Raw genomic sequence first — 17506 nt, forward strand, 5'->3', positions numbered from 1 at the left:
TTCAGGTCTCCAGGGTGGCCAGCAGATCGGCCATGCGGGCCAGCGCCGAATCGTCATCGGCGGCCGAGGCCGGGCGCGCGGCCTGCACGGCAGCCCCCAGCGCGGCGAGCGAAGCGTGCTCGAACAGCGTGCGCAGCGGCAGCGCGACGCCCAGCCGCTCGCGCAGCCGCGACTGCACGCGCAGGGCCGCCAGCGAGTGCCCGCCCAGCTCGAAGAAGCGGTCTTCTCGGCCGACGCGCTCGATGCCCAGCACCTCGGCCCAGATCGACGCGAGCACCGTCTCGGCCTCGCCCTGCGGCGGCTCGAAAGCACGTGCCGCCTGCGGGCCGGTGGCCGGCAACGCATTGCGGTCGATCTTGCCGTTGGCGTTCAGCGGCAGCGTGTCGAGCACGGTGATCACCGCCGGCAGCATCGCGTCGGGCAGATGGGTCGCCAACCGCGCACGCAGCGCTTGCGAATCGAGCGACTGTCCCGGCTGTGCCGACACATACGCCACCAGCAGCTCGCCGCCGCGTGCGACGACGACCGCCTCGCGCACGCCGGGCTGTGCCAGCAGGCCGGCCTCGATCTCGCCGAGCTCGATGCGCACGCCGCGGATCTTGACCTGGTGGTCGATGCGGCCGAGGTACTCCAGCTCGCCATCACCACGCCAGCACGCGAGGTCGCCGGTGCGGTACAGCCGCTCGCCGGGCTCGAACGGGTCGGCGACGAAGCGTTCGCTCGTCAGCCCGGGCCGGCCGAGGTAGCCGCGCGCGAGGCCGATGCCGCCGAGGTACAGCTCGCCGGCCACGCCGGGCGGCACCGGCTGCAGGCCAGCATCGAGCACCAGCGTGCGCGTGGCCGAGATCGGCCGGCCGATCGCGATGCGCGTGCGACCATCGTCGTGGCAGCGCCATTGCGTCACGTCGATCGCCGCCTCGGTCGGGCCGTACAGGTTGTAGAGACCGGCATGCGGCAAGCGCCGCAGCAGCTCGTTCTGCGCCTCGGCCGGCAGCGCCTCGCCGCTGCAGATCACGAGGCGCAGGCTGTCGCAGCGCTCGACCTCGGCATGCGCGAGGAAGGCCTGCAGCATCGACGGCACGAAATGCAGCGTCGTGACGCGCTCACGCCGGATCAGCGCCGCGAGCCGCGCCGGGTCCTTGTGCTCGCCGGGGGCGGCCAGCACGAGGCGCGCCCCGGTCATCAGCGGCCAGAAGAACTCCCACACCGAGACGTCGAAGCCGAACGGCGTTTTCTGCAGCACGGTGTCGTCCGGCGTCAGGCCGTGCGCCTGCTGCATCCACGCGAGCCGGTTGTGCAGCGCGTGGTGGTGGTTGGCGGCGCCCTTGGGCCGGCCGGTCGAGCCGGAGGTGTAGATCACGTAGGCGAGGTGCCGACCGTGCAGCGCGACGCCGGGGTTGGTGTCGGGTTGGTCGGGGAACGCATCGCCATCGACTTGCAGCACCGACAGCGACGGTCGGCCTTCAAAGCGCGCCGCGAGATGCGGCTGCGTCAGCAGCAGCGCAATGCCGCTGTCGTCGAGCATGTAGGCCAGCCGTTCGTCCGGATGCTCCGGGTCCAGCGGCACGTAGGCGCCGCCTGCCTTCAGGATCGCCAGCAGGCTGATGACCATCTCGAACGATCGCTCCATCGCGATGCCCACGCGTGTGTCCGGGCCGACGCCGTGCGCGATCAGCGTGTGCGCGAGCTGGTTGGCGCGGCGGTTCAGCTCCCCGTAGCCGAGCGTCTGCTCGCCGAACGCGAGTGCGGCGGCCTGCGGATGCGCCTCGGCCCGCTGCTCGAACAGGCGGTGCACCGGCGCGTCGTACGGATGCTGCTCGCCGTTGACGCTCCACTGCCTCAGCAGCGCCTGATCCTCTGCACCGAGCAGCGCAACCTCGCCGACGCGGGCCTGCGGTTGCCCGACCAGCGCGCGCAGCAGCGCCAAGTAGTGATCGCCGAGCCGCGCGATGCGCGCCGGCTCGAACAGCGCATCGGCATAGCGGAAGGCAGCGCGCAAGCGGCCATCGTCGAGCTCCTGCGTCTCCAATGTCAGCTCGAACGGCGCGGCGCGTTCCGCGAGGTCGATGCGGTCGACCTGCAATCCCGGCCAGCCGACCGGCGAGCGCCCGCCCTGCCCGAGGTGGTTGAACATCACCTGGAACAGCGGCGTGACGCCGGGCACACGCTGCGGCCGCAGCGCCTCGACGAGGTGGTCGAACGGCAGGTCGGGGTGCGCCTGCGCGTCGATCGCGGCATCGCGCACCTGCTGCAGCAGCGCCTGCAACGAATGCCGGCCGTCGACGCGCGCCTGCACCATCAGCGTGTTGATGAAGAAGCCGACGACGCGCGCCGTCTCGGGCCGGTGCCGATTCGCCACCGGCACGCCGATGCGCACCAGCGCTTGGCCGGTGTGCCGGAACAGCAGCGCGTGGAAGGCCGCGATCAACCCCATGAAGAGCGTGGCGCCTTGCGCGGCGACGAGGCGCTTCAATCCATCGATGAAGTCCGCCGGCAGGTCGACCAGGTGCTGCGCCGCGCCGCTGCGGGCCGCCGCCTCGCGCGGCCGGTCGGTCGGCAAGGCCAGCACCGCCGCCGGGTCGTCGATCTGGCGGCGCCAGTACGCGAGCTGACGCGCTCCCTCGCCATCGGCCAGCCAGCGCCGCTGCCAGGCCGCGAAATCGCCATACCGGATGGCAGGCGCCGGCAGCGCCGCGACGCGACCGTCGAGCGCGGTGGCATAGCGCTGCGCCAGCTCGTCCAGCATCAGCTCGACCGACCAGGCGTCGGAAATGACGTGGTGCATCATCAACAGCAGCTCGTGCTCGCCCGGCGCGCGCCGCAGCAGCACGCCGCGCAGCAGCGGGCCGCGGCGCAGGTCGAACGGCGTGCGCGAGATGCGCAGCGCCTCGTCGCGGCGGTGGGTGTCGCGCCGGTCGGCCGGCAGCGCGGCCAGGTCGATCAGCGGGATGTCGATGGCGGCGCTGTCTTGCACCACCTGCTCCAGCACGCCGCCCTCGCCTTCGCGGAACACCGTGCGCAGGCCGTCATGCTGCTGCACCAGTTCACCGATCGCGCGCTGCAGCGCGGGCACGTCGAGCGCGCCCGACAGCCGCAGCCCGCCGCCCACGTGGTACGCGGTGCTGTCCGGATCAAGCAGCCACAGGAACCACTGGCCCTGCTGGGCCGGCGACATCGGCGCCACCGCGCCTTCGCTGCGCGTGATCGCGACTTCCTTCGCGACCTCCGCTCGCGGCACCCGCTCGCGCACCGCCTGCGCCAGCGTGGCGACGGTCGGCGTCTTGAAGAACAGCGCCGGATGCAGCTCGACGCCCTGCGCCTGCCGCACCCGCGACAGCAGCCGGATCGCAAGCAGCGAATCGCCGCCGAGTTCGAACAGGTTGTCGTGCACGCCGATCGGTGCAATGCCGAGCAGCTCGGTCCACAGCGCGGCGAGGCCTTCTTCCAGCGTGCTTTCGGGTGCGGTGAACGGCGTCGGCAGCACCGGCCGGGGGTGGCCGGCACGCACAGGAGCTGCAGCCTTCGCCGATTCGGCGATCACATCCAGCATGCCGCCATCGAGCGGCCCGAAGCGCTGCGCGAGCGGCGTGATCGACACCACCGTCTGCGGCAGGTCCGGCCCGTTGACGATGCGATCGAACGCGGCGACGCCGCTGCGCTCGTCCAGGCCGATGCCTTCCGGCAGGTCCATGTCGACCGCGATGCCGACATCGCGCCAGGCATCCCAGTTGACCGAGAACACTGCTGGCCCGTCCGCGCGACGCGACGCGATCGCCAGCGCATCGAGGTAGGCGTTGGCGCCGGCGTAGTCGCTGCGGCCGAGCCCGCCGATCAGGCTCGCGACCGACGAGCAGAACACCACGAAGTCGAGCGGCTCGTCGCGCAGCACCTCCAGCAGCGTCTGCGTGCCATGCAGCTTGGGTTCGAACGCGGCCTCGACCTGCGCGCGGCTGCGCTGCGCGATCATCCCGCGGCCAGGGTGCACGACCGCATGCACGACGCCCTGCACCGGGCCGAAGCGCTGATGCACCTGGGCGAGCGCGGCGCGCAGTTGCGCCGCGTCGTTGACATCGGCGGCGACGGTCATCAGCTCGGCACCGGCGGCTTCGAGCGCGACCAGTTGCTGCAGCCTGCGGCGCAGCGCGAGTGGCTGCTGCGGGTCGTCGACCAGCCGGGGCCAGTCGCCGTGCGGCGGCAGCGCGGTGCGGCCGAGCAGTACCAGCTTCGCCTGCCAGGCGCTCGCCAGGTGCCGCGCCAGCGCGAGGCCGACGCCGCCGAGCCCGCCGGTGATCAGGCAGACGCCGCCGCGGCGCAGCCGCTGAGTCGTCGACAGCCCGGCCGGCAGCGGCTCGTAGCGCTGCACCCAGCGGTGCGGGCCACGCCACGCGACTGGAGTGTCGGCGCTGTCACTTCGCGCCTCGTCGACCAGCACGCGAGCCAGCCGGTCTTCGGCCTTGCTCTCGGGTGCCAGCAGCAGCACGTCGATGACGCGGCAGCGCAGCGACGGGATCTCCTGGCCCATCACGCGCGCGAGGCCGAGCATCGTCGCCTTCTCGGGCGCGAGGGGCTCGGTGCCGGTGACGTCTTCGAGGCGGTCGGTGACAACCGTGAGCGCGAGCGGCTCTGCAGCTCTCGCTTCGATCGCCTGTGCGAACGCGAGCAGGCTCAGGTAGCCGAGCTCCAGTCGCGGCTTTGCGGTGGCGCTGCGGTGGCCGTCCAGGCTCCACAGGTGCAACACCTGCGTCAGCGGGCCGTCGGCCTGCAACGCGTTCAGCAGTTCGTCGAAGTCGGCGCGCTCGGCCGGCCGCACGGTGTACTGCTGCGCCGCGTTGCGCGCGAAGCGGCTGCCCGGCTGCGCGAAGCTGACGCGCGCACCGCGCTGGCGCAGCTCGCGCAGCACGCTCGCGCTGATGCTGTCGACGTCGCCGAGCACCAGCACGTGGCCGGCCGCGGCGGACGCCGGCGACGGTGGCGCAGTACGCTGCCAACTCGGCGCGTAGAAGATGTTCCCGTCCGCCTTCGGTGCCGCAGCGGCCTCACCCGCTTCCACCCAATAGCGACGACGCTGGAACGCGTAGGTCGGCAGCGGCACGCGGCGCCGCGCAACTCCTTCGCGCCACGCCGACCAGTCGATCGACACGCCCGCGACCCAGGCCGCGGCCACCGTGCCGGCCAGTTGCTGCGCATTGCGCGCATGCTGCTGCGGATGGGCCTGGCTGGCCCACACACCCACGGCGGTCGCGGCGTCCGGATGCTGGCGCGCCAGCGCACTGAGCGTCGCGCCCGGGCCGACTTCCAGCAGCGCCCGCCCCGGCACCTCGAACACCGCGCGCAGGCCGTCGGCAAAGCGCACCGCGCCGCGCAGGTGGCGGCCCCAGTAAGCAGGGTCGACCGCCTCGGCAGCGGTGATCAAGCGGCCTGAGGCGTTGGAGATGAACGGCAGCCGCGGCGCCTCGCGCGGCACCGCGGCAATCGTGCGCTCCAGCTCGGCGACGATCGGTTCGACCATCGCCGAATGCGATGCGATGCCCACGTGCAGCCGGCGCGGCTGCTGGCCAGCCTCGCGCAGGCGTGCCTCGGCCCGCTCGATCGCGTCGACCGGGCCGGCGAGCACGCACAGCTGTTCGGCGTTGACGGCGGCGAGGTCGCAGCCGTCGCCGAGGTACGGCCGCAGCGCGTCCTCCGTCAACGCCACCGCCGTCATCGCGCCGGCCGGCAGCCCTTGCATCAAGCGGCCGCGCGTCGCGACGATGTGCAGCGCATCCTCGAGCCGGAACACGCCTGCCAGGCAGGCCGCCACGTACTCGCCGAGGCTGTGGCCGATCATCAGCGCCGGCGTCGCGCCGAGGCTCATCCACCAGCGCGCCATCGCGTATTCGATGACGAACAGCGCCGGCTGCGTCAGCTCGATGCGCGCAAGCCGCTGCTCGGCCGCGGCTTCATCGGCCGGCGCCGGGAACAGCACCTCGCGCAAATCGAAGCCGAGCTCGGGCCGCAGCAGCTCGCAGCAACGATCGACCTCGGCGCGGAACACCGAGCTGCGCCGGTACAGCGCCTCGCCCATGTGCACATGCTGCGCACCGCCGCCGGGGAACAGGAATACGAGGTCGGGCGCCGCGTCGACCGCAGCGTTCTCCGCCTCGGGCGCCTGCAGCATCTGCGCAGCCAACGCGTGGCTGTCCGCGACCACCGCGCTGCGCTGCGCGAAGGCCTGCCTGCCGGATTGCAGCGTGTGCGCCACGTCAGCCAGGGCTTGTTGCGGATGCCCCTGCAGGTGCGCCGCGAGCAGCGCACGAGCCTCGCGTAGCGCCGCGCCATCGCGCGCCGACAGCGGCAACACCTGCCAGTCGCCGTCGTCCGGCAACGCCATCGCGGCCGGCGCCTCCTCCAGCACCACGTGAACGTTCGTGCCACCGATCCCGAAGCCGCTGACCCCAGCGCGCCGCGGCGCATCGCCCTGCGGCCACGGCGCAGCGACCGTGCTGACGAAGAACGGGCTGTCCGCCAGCGCGAGCTGCGGGTTCGCCCGCTCGAAATGCAGGCTCGGCGGCAGCGTGCGGTGCTTCAGCGCCATCACCGCCTTGATCAGCCCGGCGACGCCGGCGGCCGCATCCAGGTGGCCGATGTTGGTCTTGACCGAGCCGAGCGCGCAGAAGCCCCGCCGCGCGGTGCCGGCCCGGAAGGCCTGCGTCAACGCCGCGACCTCGATCGGGTCGCCGAGCACGGTGCCGGTGCCGTGCGCCTCGATGCAGCCGATGCTGTCGGGCGACACATCGGCCAGCAGGTGGGCCGCGCGGATCACGTCAGCCTGGCCGCGCACGCTGGGCGCGGTGAAGCCGACCTTGTCGGCGCCGTCGTTGTTCGCGGCCGTGCCCTTGATCACCGCATGCACGGTGTCGCCGTCGCGCAGCGCGTCGTCGAGGCGCTTCAGCGCCACCACGCCGGCGCCGCTGCCGATCAGCGTGCCGGCGGCCTTCTCGTCGAACGCGCGGCAATGGCCGTCCGGCGACAGGATCGCACCGGCCTGGTGGCGGTAGCCGCCGTCCTGCAGCAGGTTCAGCCACACGCCACCGGCGAGCGCCATGTCGCAGTCGCGCGCCAGCAGCGCCTGGCACGCGGTGTGCACTGCGGTCAGCGAGGTCGAGCACGCGGTCTGCACCGTGACGGCCGGGCCGCGCAGGTTCAGCTTGTAGGCGACGCGGGTGCAGAGGGAACCGGGCGAGTTGCCGCTCATCAGGCTCAGCAGCTCGGCGATCTGGCCGGTGTCGGCACCACCCGACGATGGCAGCAGGTGCCGGATCAGGTAGAGATTCGGACCGTCTCCGGCATACACCCCCACCGGCAGGTCGAGCCGCCCGGTCGCGTAGCCGGCCTGCTCCAGCGCCTGCCAGGCGCATTCGAGGAACAGCCGCTGCTGCGGGTCGAGTTGCTCGGCCTCGCGCGGCGCGTAGCCGAAGAAGCCGGCGTCGAACTCGCCGATGCCGTCGAGCCGCACGCCGGCCTTCACGAAGCTCGGGTCGTCGAGCAGGCTCTGCGGCACGCCACGCGCGCGCAACTCGTCGTCGCTGAAGCGGGTGACCGATTCGACACCGTCGCGGATGTTGCGCCAGAACGCGTCGACATCGGCCGCGCCGGGGAAGCGGCCGGCCAGGCCGACGATCGCGATCTCGATGCCGTTCGGCTCGTGGGTTTGCATCAGGTGTTCCTTTCGGTGGGGCGTCGCCGCTGCAGCAGCGCGGCGCGTTGTTGTCGTGCGCGGTCGTCGACGGCGCTGGTCGTGGCAGGCACGGCCGAACCGCGCTCCAGCCGCTGTGCCAGCGCCGCGAGCGTCGGGTGCTTGAACAGCTCGACCAGCGGCAGCTCGACGCCCAGCCGCTGCTGCACCTGCTGGTGCACGCGGATCAGCAGCAGCGACTGCCCGCCGAGGTCGAAGAAGTTGTCGTGCAGGCCGACGCGGGCCACGCCCAGCACCTCGCGCCAGACGGCCGCCAGCGTCTCAGCGGCGCGGCCCTGCGGCGCGACGTGCGCGCGGTCGCTCTCGAACACCGGCTCCGGCAGCGCGCGTCGGTCGACCTTGCCGTTCGGCGTCAGCGGCAGCGCGTGCATCGCGACGATCGCGCTCGGCAGCATGTGGTCGGGCAGCAGCTCGGCGAGCGATTGACGCAGCGCACCCGCATCGATGCGCTGGCCGGCATGCGGAGCCGCATAGGCCACCAGCCGCAGCCCGGCCGGGCCGGGTTTCGCGACAACCACCGCATCGCGCACCGCCGGCTGCGCGAGCAGGCGCGCCTCGACCTCGCCGAGCTCGATCCGAAAGCCACGCACCTTCACCTGCTGGTCGATGCGGCCGAGGTAGTCGAGCTGTCCCTCCGCATTCCAGCGCACCAGGTCGCCGGTGCGGTAGAGCCGGCCGCCGCGCGGATCGAACGGGTCGGCGACGAAGCGCTCCGCCGTCAGCGCCGCCCGGTTCAGGTAGCCGCGCGCCAGGCTCACGCCGCCCAGGTACAGCTCGCCGGGCATGCCGGGCGGCACCAGGTTCAGGTCGGCGTCGAGCACGCGCGCGCTGGTGTCGGTGATCGGCCGGCCGATCGGCACCTGCGTGGCGCCGTCGGCGCGGCAGGTCCAGTGCGTCACGTGGATCGTCGTCTCGGTCGGGCCGTAGAGGTTGTAGAGCGTCGCGCGCGGCAGGCGCAGCGCGACCTCCTTCTGCGCCTCGGCCGGCAGCGCCTCGCCGCCGACGATCACGCGACGCAGTGGCGCGTCAATCCCCATCGCCTGCACCTGCGGCTGCTGCAGGAAGGCCTGCAGCATCGCCGGCACGAAGTTCAGCGTGGTGACGCGCCGGCGCAGGATCAGCGCCGCGAGCCGCGCCGGGTCGCGGTGCTCGCCGGGTTCGGCCAGCACCAGCGGCGTGCCGGTGCTCAGCGGCCAGAACATCTCCCAGGCCGACACGTCGAACCCGAACGCGGCCTTGTGCAGCACGGTGTCGGCGGCGTCGAGGCTGTACACCTGCTGCATCCAGGCCATGCAACTCGCGAGTGCCTGGTGGCGCACCGCGGCGCCCTTGGGCGTGCCGGTGGAGCCGGAGGTGTAGATCACGTAGGCGAGCTGCTCGGCGTGGATCGGGATCTGCGGGTCGTCGTCGTGTTCGGCAGCGGTGGCTAGCGTGTCGAGGTCGAGCACGGGTGCCGCGATCACGGGCAAGCGGCCGTGCACTGCAGCGTGCGTCAGCACCAGCGCAACGCCGCTGTCGCCGATCATCCACGCGAGGCGCTCGGCCGGCAGCTCGGTGTCCAGCGGCACGTAGGCGGCGCCGGCCTTCAGCACCGCGAGGATGCCCACCATCATCGCGACCGAGCGTTCCAGCGCAATGCCGACGCGCGTCTCGGGGCCGACGCCTCGTGCGATCAGGCAGTGCGCGAGCCGGTTGACGCGGCGATTCAGCTCGGCACGGTCGAGTGTCTCGTCGGCGAAGTGCAGCGCGATGGCCGAAGGGCTCTCCCGCACGCGTTGCTCGAACGAGCGGTGCACCGGCAGCCAGTCGTCGAAGCGTTGCGTGTCGACGCCCCAGGCGTCCAGCTGGGCCTGCTCGTCGGCGCCGAGCAGGTCGACATCGCCGAGCGCCTGCGCCGGCCGCTGCGCGAGCGCGTCGAGTAGCGCCAGCAGGCGCGCGCCGAAGCGCTCGATGGTCGACGCGTCGAACAGCTCGGCCGCGTAAACGAATGACAACTCCAGCGGCGCACCGGTTTGCTCGCGCACCTCCAGCGTCAGCTCGAACTGCGCCGCAAGCTCGGGCAGCGGTAGCGATTCGACGCTCAGCCCCGGCAGGCTCCGCAGCAAGCGCGGGTCTTCGCCGATGTGGTTGAACATCACCTGGAACAGCGGGCTCACGCCGAGGCTGCGCTCCGGCTGCAAGGCCTCGACGAGCAGATCGAACGGCAGCTCGGCATGCGCCTGCGCGCCGAGCGAAGCGTCGCGCGCCTGCGCCACCAGTTGCCCGAGCGTCGTGCGGCCACCGAGGCGGTTGCGCAGCACCAGCGTGTTGACGAACAGCCCGATCAGCGCCTGCGCCTCGGGCCGCGCGCGATTCGCGACCGGCACGCCGACGCGCACGTCGCGCTGCCCGGTGCAGCGGTACAGCAGGCCCTGGAACACGCCGAGGAGCAGCATCGACAGGGTGGCGCCCTGCCCTTGTGCGACCGCCTGCAACGCGGCGCGCAGCGGCTCGGGCAGCGTGAATGCGTGGCGCACGGCGGTGTAGCCGGCCTGCGGGCGGCGAGGATGGTCGGTGGCCAGCGCGAGGATGGGCTCCTCTGCGCCGTCATGCGCGAGTGCGGCGCGCCACCAAGCGAGCTGACGGGCTGCCTCGCCGGCAGCGAGGTCGTCGCGCTGCCACAACGCGTGGTCGGCATATTGCACACGTGGCAGCGCAAGCGATGGCGACTGGCCGGCCGCGCGTGCCGCATAGCCCTCTGCCAGCTCGTCGACGAACAGCTGCATCGACGCGCCGTCGGAAACGATGTGGTGCATCACGACGACCAACTGGTGCTCGTCGTCGCGCACGCGCAGCAGGCCGACGCGCCACGGCGGGCCGCTGCGCAGGTCGAACGGGGTGTCGAGCAAGCCCTGCAGGTCGAGCGCGGCCAGCGCGATCGGCCGCGGCGTCAGGATCAGCTGGCGCGGCGTGCCATCGTCGGCAAGCTCGAAGCGGGTGCGCAGCGGCTCGTGGCGTGCGGCCAGCGCATCGAGCGAAGCCTGCAGCGCGGCGGTGTCGAGCACGCCGCGTAGCCGCAACCCCAAGCGCACGTGGTACGCCGAACTGCCCGGATCGAGCTGCCACAGGAACCACTGGCGCTGCTGCGCGTGCGACAGCGGCAGCGCTTCGGCACGGCGTGCGGCATCGAGCACCGGAATGGCCGCCAGTGGCGCACCGGCCTCGCTCGCCTGCCGCACGCGCGCTGTCAAGTCGGCCAGGCGCGGCTGCTCGAAGACATCGCGCGGTGCGAAGGCGATGCCCCAGCGCTGCGCGACGCGCTCCGCCAGTTGCACCGCACCGAGCGAGTTGCCGCCGCTCGCGAAGAACTGCGCATCGCGCGACGGCAACGCGGCGCGGCCCAGCACCTCTTGCCACAGGACCGCGACAGCCGTCTCGATATCGTCGAGCGGCGCCGCCGGTGCTTCATCAGCCACGCTGCCGCCCTGCACGAAACGCCCGTGTGCGAACACCGCGAAGGCATCCAGCGTGCCCTGCTCGAACCCCTGCCGGCAGGCGCGCCGCTGCAGCTTGCCGCTGGAGGTCTTCGGCAACGCGCCCGGGTTCAACAGCAGCGCGACCGCCACCGCCTCCCGGCACGCGCCGGCACAGGCCTCGCCCAGCGCGCGCACCAGCGCTTCGGGCGACACGCGCTTCTGCGTCGCGCGCGACACCTCGACCGCGACGCCGACGCCCTCACCGCCGCCCGGCAGCTCGACCGCGAACGCGGCGACGCGGCCGGCGCGCACCGCGTCGACTTCGGCCTCGATCGCGCGCTCGATGTCCTGCGGGTAGACGTTCTGGCCGCGCAGGATGATCAGGTCTTTCAATCGGCCGGTGACGTGCAGCTCGCCGTCGCGCACGAAGCCGAGGTCGCCGGTTCGCAGCCAGCGCTGGCCGGCGCGCTCGACGAAGCTGGCCTGCGTCTCTTCGAGCCGCTGCCAGTAGCCCTGCGCGATGCTCGGGCCGGCGGCCCAGATTTCTCCGACCTGCCCTTCGCCGACCTGGCTCTCGAGATGCACCGCGAGCGTCTGCGGGTCGACGATCTCGACGCGGTGGCCGCCGGGCACGCGACCGCTGCTGACTAACGTGATCGCATCGTCACCGCGGCCATCGCTCGCCTGCCCTGCGGCGAGCGCCGACGCCGAGAACGGCTGCGCAACCATCCCCCGCCCCCTTGTCGCGCCGCTGACGAACAGCGTCGCTTCCGCGAGGCCGTAGCACGGGAACACCGCGCGCGCATCGAAGCGCGCCGGCGCGAAGCGCTCGACGAACGCCTGCAGCGTGTCGTGCCGCACCGGCTCGGCGCCGCTGAACGCGACGCGCCAGCTCGACAGGTCGAGCTGCGCGATCGAGGCCCCCTTCACCCGCTCGACGCACAGCCGGTACGCAAAATCCGGCGCGCCGCTGATGCTGCCACGGTGCCGCGCGATCGCCTCCAGCCAGCGCACCGGCCGCTCGAGGAAGAATTGCGGCGTCATCAGGACGGTCGGGATACCGCGGTGCAGCGGCTGCAGCAGCCCGCCGATCAGGCCCATGTCGTGGTACAGCGGCAGCCAGCTGACGAACACGTCGTCGGCGCCGACCTCGAAGCCCTCGCCGATCGCCCGCTCGTTGGCCATCAGGTTGCCGTGGCTGACCATCACGCCCTTCGGCGCCGACGTGGAGCCGGAGGTGTATTGCAGGAACGCGATGTCGCCGTCGTGCGCGGCGTGCGGCTGCCAGGTGGCGGCGAGCGCGGCATCGTCGGCGGCATCGAGTTCGTCGAGCGCGATCGGCGCGGCATCACCGAAACCCTCGCCGACCATCGACAGCGTCGCGCGCGTCGCGAGCAGCGCCGCCGGTTGCGCATCGTGCGCGATGCCGGCCAGCCGCGCCACGTGCTGCGGCCGCGCCGATTCCGGCGGGAACGCCGGCACCGCGATCAGCCCGGCATGCAGGCACGCGAGGAACGAGACCACGTAGCGGTCGTCGTTGTCGAGCAGCAGCAGCACGCGTTCGCCGGGTGCGAAGCGGCGTTGCAGCCGCGCGGCCAGCGCGCGCACGCGCAGCGCGAGCGCGGCGTAGGTGATCGGCGTGTCGCGCGTGGCACCGTCGACGGCGCTGACGATCACCAGTGCGGTGTCGTCGGGCCGCTCGGCCGCGAGGCGCTGCAGGTGATCGACGAAGTTGCGGGAAGCGTTCATCAAGACAAATCCTGGTCGAGGTTGCCGTGCGGCTCGGCCATCGCGACCACCACCTTGCGCGGGCCCTTGAACGGCGCGCGCGCATGCGCGGCCAGCATGTTGTCAAGCATCAGCACGTCGCCGGCCTGCCAGCGGAACGACACCGTCTGCGCAGCGAGCACGGCGCGCACCTCGTCGAGCATCGCGTCGGGGATCGGCGAGCCGTCGGCGAAGCAGGCGGTGCGCGGCATCTCGTCGGCACCCAGCAGTTCTTCCAGCGATTCGCGCACCTCCGGCTGCAGGTTCGAGATGTGGAACAGATGCGCCTGGTTGAACCACACCGTCTCGCCGGTGCGCGGGTGCACGGCGGTGGCCTGGCACAGCTGCGTGGTGCGCAGGCCGCCATCGGCCTTCCATTCGAAGCGGATGCCCGCGCGCGTGCACCAGGCCTCGACCTCGGCACGCTCGCTGGTGTTGAAGACCTGCTGCCACGGCACGTCGAACTCGCCGTAGTTGCGGACGTACAGCACACCGGGCGCGAAGCGGCGGCGGATGGCCTCGGGCATGTGGCGCCAGATCGCGCGGCTGTCGGCGATCGGCGTCTCGCCGCCCTCCGGCGCCGCGGTCACGCAGTGGAACCAGATCTTCATCGGCCACTCGCGGGTGTAGGCCTGCTCGTTGTGCAGCGGGATGTGCTGGTGCGCCGGGTACTCGGTGGAGGTGTAGACGCCGCCGCCGACCGCGCTGCGCGGCGTCGAGCCGAACTCGTAGGCGAGCAGCGGGTGGCCGAACGCTGCGGCAAAGCTGCGGAACGCGGCGACGTCGAGCACCTCGAAGCCGCGCAGCAGCACGCCGCCGATGCGCGTCAGCAGCGCGTCGATGTCGGCACGCAGCGGCTCGACCGCCTCGAGCAGCGTTTCGCCGGCGCGCGATGGCGACAGCAGGGCCGGCAACGCAGGCCGGGCCGGGTTCAGCAGGTCGGTCATGGGGATCCTCGTCAGGACGGCAACGGTTCCAGCCGCAGCGGCTGCATCTCGTGGACGAGCGCGGCCAGCAGCTGCGGCTCGCTCTGGCGGATGAAGAAGTGCCCGCCGTCCAGCCAGGTCAGCGAGAACAGCGTGCGGGCCTCGCGCCGCCACGCGGCCAGGCGCGCGGCGTCGATGTCGTCCTGCCGGCCGCCGAAGGCGTGGATCGGCAGGTCGAGCGGCATCGCGGGCGGCAGCTCGGGTACGCTGGTGCAGACGCGGTAGTCGGCACGCAGCGCATCGAGCGTGATGCGCAGCATCTCGGGGCTGGCGAACACCTCGTCCGGCGTGCCGCCCTGGCGGCGCAGGTCGGCGATCAGCTGTTGATCGGTGTCCTTGTTCGCGAAGCGTTGTGGGTCACGCTGGCCGGGCGCCGGGCAGCCGCTGACGAACAGCGCCGCGGGCGCAGGCAGGCCGCGCTCGCGCAGGTGCCGGGCGATGCCCCAGGCCAGCAGACCGCCCATGCTGTGGCCGAACAGCATGAAGCTGCCGGCGGATGCAGTCATCGCGGCGGCCTGCTCGTCGCACAGCCGCGAGACGAGCGCCGCGAACGATTCGACGCAGGGCTCGCCAAGGCGGGCGCCGCGGCCCGGCAGCTCGACCGGCACGACCTGCACCCATGGCGGCAGCAGGCGCCGCCAGCGCAGGTACATCGTCGCGCTGGCGCCGGCGCACGGCAGGCACAGCAGGCGGATGGCGGGCGCGATCATCAGCGGGAAGTCGTCGTCGCCTGCTCATCCATCCAGCGGCGCAGCGACAGCGGCCGCATGTCGGTCCAGGCCGCGTCGACGAAGGCCAGCACCGTCTTCTTGTCGCCACTGGCGCCGGGCACCGCGGTCCAGCCCGGTGGCACGGCCTTCCAGTGCGGCCAGATGGAATATTGGTCCTCGTGGTTGACGAGGACGATGAAGGTGTCGTCGTCGCGGTCGAAGCAGCTGGTGGACATGGCAGGGCTCGTGGTTCGCGCAGTGCTGCGCCTTGCCTACCATGACGAGCCGGCCCGCGCTTTGTTCAGCGCCGGCCCTTCGACAGGCTCAGGGCGAACGGAGGGGCGTCAATGCGGCAACCCGTCGTCCCCATGCGCCGGCGGCACCAGCCCGCTCAGCAGCCACAGCCGCGACGCCTGCGCATGCGCCGTGCGGTGCCGCGGATCGGCCTCGAGCCAGCGCGCGAGCGCCTCGTGCTCCGCATCGCTGAGCGGCTGCTCGTGCGCCTTCATCACCCAGTCCCAGGCGGCCTGCATGGCGAGCTCCTGCGCGGGGTCTTCACGGTCCTGGTCGGCGCTCATCGGCGGGCTGCGCGCGCAGTCGCGCGCGGGGCTGGCAGTGGAAACCGCCGATTCTAGGAGGCCCTCATTCCGCCTCGAGAACGTGCCGGCAGCGCGTGAGGGCCTGGACCGCATCGCGGATCATCGTGTTGACCGTCGCCGCCGACACGCCGAGCCGCTCGCCGATCGCACGCTGCGTCAGTCCGCCCATGCGGTACAGCTCGAAGGCCTGGCGCGTGCGCGCCGGCAGCCGGCCGAGCGCCTCGTCGACGATCACCAGGTTCTGCCGGCTGATCGCGTACTGCTCCGGCGTACCTTGCGGCGCCGCGACGTGTTCGCCGCTCTCGGCGTCGGCGAACACGCCGGCCTCGAGCATCATGCGGCGCCGGCAGTCGATGGCAAGGTTGCGCACCACCTGGAAGCAGTAGCCGATCGGCTGTTGCACCGGCAGGCCCGGCGCCACGTCGGAGAGCTTCAGAAAGGCCTCCTGCACCACGTCTTCGGCCAGCTCGCGCCGGCCGGTGATCTTGTGGGCCAGGCCCTGCAGCTTGGCCCGGTGGGCCAGGAAAGCTCCGCCCAGCCCGGCCGGCTCATGGTTGGTGATCGACACGCTCTACCCCCTGGATCATTTCGTTATTGTTGAGAATGATTCTCATTTTCCAGGGCCGCGTCAAGCCTCCGCGAATGACCCTGCGACTGCCTGCGGAGGGCTTGATCCAGAATGCGAACCTTGTTCCCGTGGCGAAACCTGGCCGACCAACGAGATGCGCGTACTGCTGGTGGAAGACGACCGGATGATCGGCGCGGCCGTGCAGCAGGCGCTGGCCGATGCCGCCTACGCGGTCGACTGGACCACCGACGGCCAGCAGGCGCTGGCGGCCGCGCTCGCGCAGGCCTACGACATCGTGCTGCTCGACCTCGGCCTGCCGCTGCGCGACGGCATCGACGTGCTGCGCCAGCTGCGCGCGCGCAATGCCCATGTGCCGATCCTGATCGTCACCGCGCGCGACGAGGTCGAGGACCGCATCGCCGGCCTCGACCTCGGCGCCGACGACTACGTGCTGAAGCCCTTCGACGTGCAGGAGCTGCTCGCCCGCATGCGCGCGGTGGTGCGGCGCCAAGGCGGCTCGGCCTCGCCGCTGCTGACCAACGGCGCGATCACGCTCGACCCGGTGACGCGCGACGTCAGCTTCGAAGGCCAGAGCGCCGCGCTGTCGGGCCGCGAGTTCACGCTGCTGCAGGCGCTGCTGGTGCGGCCGGGTGCGATCCTGTCGCGCCAGGAACTCGAGGAGCGCATCTACGGCTGGAACGAGGAGATCGAGAGCAACACCGTCGAGGTGCTGATCCACGGCATCCGCCGCAAGCTCGGACCGACCGTGATCCGCAACGTGCGCGGCGTCGGCTGGCGCGTGGACCGCACGGCATGAGGAACTCGCTGCAGTTCCGCCTGTCGCTGTGGATGGCCGTGCTGCTGCTGGCCACCGCGGTCGCGGCCGGCGCGGTGTCGTTCTTCTGGGCGCTGCACGAGGCCAACGAGCTGCAGGACGACCTGCTGGAGCAGACCGCCGCGCTGGTGCTGGCCGGCCAGCTCGCGATCAACCCGGTGGAACCGGTGGCGGCGCCCGCGGGCCTGCAGCCGCGCGTCGTCGTCGAGCTGGTCGACTCGGTCGCCGGCGAGCCGCGCGTGAACGGCATCGGCCGGTTGCCGCACGACCTGCCCGACGGCCTCGACACGCACGTCGCCGAAGGCCGCTCGTGGCGCATGTTGCTGACCCACCTGCCGGACGGTCGCCGCTTCATCGTCGCGCAGCAGACCGACCGGCGCGACGACATCGCACAAGACAGCGCACTCGCCGCGCTGGTGCCGCTGCTGGTGCTGCTGCCGGTGCTGCTGCTGCTGATCCATGTGGTGATCCGCAACACGCTGCGGCCGATCGCGCGGGCGTCGCACCAGCTCGACCAGCCGCTCGATCGCCAGGGCAATGCCGCGATGGTCAACGTGCCGGCCGGCGACATGCCCGACGAGGTGCGGCCCTTCGTCACGTCGATCAACGCGTTGCTGCGCCGCCTCACCGAATCGCTCGAACAGCAGCGCCGCTTCATCGCCGATGCGGCACATGAGCTGCGCTCGCCGATCACCGCGCTGACGGTGCAGGCCGAGAACCTGGAGCATGCCGAGATGTCGCCCGAGGCACGCCGGCGTTTCGTGCCGCTGCGCGAGGGGCTGTCGCGTTCGCGCGCGCTGCTGGAGCAGCTGCTGTCGCTCGCGCGGGCGCAGGCGCGGCCCGGCGTGGGT

The 17506-nt window shown here is 72.1% G+C and carries 9 protein-coding genes; 2 read left to right on the plus strand and 7 right to left on the minus strand.

Annotated features, from left to right (window positions below):
• Position 1: 1 nt before the first annotated feature.
• From ACXJLU_RS22880 to ACXJLU_RS22910, 7 genes are all read right to left on the minus strand, one after another.
• Positions 2-7696 (minus strand): type I polyketide synthase, encoded by a 7695-nt coding sequence (locus ACXJLU_RS22880; RefSeq protein WP_457334932.1) that lies wholly within the window; start codon positions 7694-7696, stop codon positions 2-4.
• The gene (locus ACXJLU_RS22885; protein WP_457334934.1) at positions 7696-12939 is read right to left on the minus strand and encodes an amino acid adenylation domain-containing protein; all 5244 of its coding nucleotides are present in this window, start codon (positions 12937-12939) and stop codon (positions 7696-7698) included. Before ACXJLU_RS22885 ends, ACXJLU_RS22880 begins: the two co-directional genes overlap by 1 nt.
• Entirely contained in the window at positions 12939-13904 is a 966-nt protein-coding gene (locus ACXJLU_RS22890; RefSeq protein ID WP_457334936.1) for a TauD/TfdA family dioxygenase, read from the minus strand. Before ACXJLU_RS22890 ends, ACXJLU_RS22885 begins: the two co-directional genes overlap by 1 nt.
• A gap of 11 nt (positions 13905-13915) precedes the next feature.
• The gene (locus tag ACXJLU_RS22895; protein ID WP_457334938.1) at positions 13916-14653 is read right to left on the minus strand and encodes a thioesterase II family protein; all 738 of its coding nucleotides are present in this window, start codon (positions 14651-14653) and stop codon (positions 13916-13918) included.
• Positions 14653-14889, minus strand: a complete 237-nt coding sequence (locus ACXJLU_RS22900; RefSeq protein ID WP_073468076.1) for an MbtH family protein — start codon at positions 14887-14889, stop codon at positions 14653-14655. The genes ACXJLU_RS22895 and ACXJLU_RS22900 overlap by 1 nt, the downstream gene beginning before the upstream one ends.
• Before the next feature lie 108 nt (positions 14890-14997).
• Positions 14998-15231 (minus strand): FecR/PupR family sigma factor regulator, encoded by a 234-nt coding sequence (locus tag ACXJLU_RS22905; RefSeq protein ID WP_073468077.1) that lies wholly within the window; start codon positions 15229-15231, stop codon positions 14998-15000.
• A 64-nt stretch (positions 15232-15295) separates the two neighbouring features.
• Positions 15296-15820, minus strand: coding sequence for a sigma-70 family RNA polymerase sigma factor (locus tag ACXJLU_RS22910; protein WP_457334941.1), 525 nt, complete (start codon positions 15818-15820; stop codon positions 15296-15298).
• 154 nt (positions 15821-15974) lie between these two features.
• On the opposite strand from ACXJLU_RS22910, the gene ACXJLU_RS22915 reads away from it, so the two are divergent.
• Together ACXJLU_RS22915 and ACXJLU_RS22920 are read left to right on the plus strand one after the other, a co-directional pair.
• Complete coding sequence (locus tag ACXJLU_RS22915; protein WP_073468078.1) at positions 15975-16637, plus strand: response regulator; 663 nt, start codon at positions 15975-15977, stop codon at positions 16635-16637.
• Positions 16634-17506: histidine kinase dimerization/phospho-acceptor domain-containing protein (locus tag ACXJLU_RS22920; RefSeq protein WP_457334943.1), on the plus strand; the 873-nt coding region annotated here is incomplete at its 3' end. The genes ACXJLU_RS22915 and ACXJLU_RS22920, both read left to right, overlap by 4 nt.

The sequence above is a fragment of the Rhizobacter sp. P5_C2 genome (genome assembly GCF_054049715.1).

Excerpts from the sequence above, each read along its gene's own strand:
- ACXJLU_RS22880 (WP_457334932.1), bottom strand. The coding sequence starts at position 7,696 with ATGCAAACCCACGAGCCGAACGGCATCGAGATCGCGATCGTCGGCCTG.
- ACXJLU_RS22885 (WP_457334934.1), bottom strand. The coding sequence starts at position 12,939 with ATGAACGCTTCCCGCAACTTCGTCGATCACCTGCAGCGCCTCGCGGCC.
- ACXJLU_RS22890 (WP_457334936.1), bottom strand. The coding sequence starts at position 13,904 with ATGACCGACCTGCTGAACCCGGCCCGGCCTGCGTTGCCGGCCCTGCTG.
- ACXJLU_RS22895 (WP_457334938.1), bottom strand. The coding sequence starts at position 14,653 with ATGATCGCGCCCGCCATCCGCCTGCTGTGCCTGCCGTGCGCCGGCGCC.
- ACXJLU_RS22900 (WP_073468076.1), bottom strand. The coding sequence starts at position 14,889 with ATGTCCACCAGCTGCTTCGACCGCGACGACGACACCTTCATCGTCCTC.
- ACXJLU_RS22905 (WP_073468077.1), bottom strand. The coding sequence starts at position 15,231 with ATGAGCGCCGACCAGGACCGTGAAGACCCCGCGCAGGAGCTCGCCATG.
- ACXJLU_RS22915 (WP_073468078.1), top strand. The coding sequence starts at position 15,975 with ATGCGCGTACTGCTGGTGGAAGACGACCGGATGATCGGCGCGGCCGTG.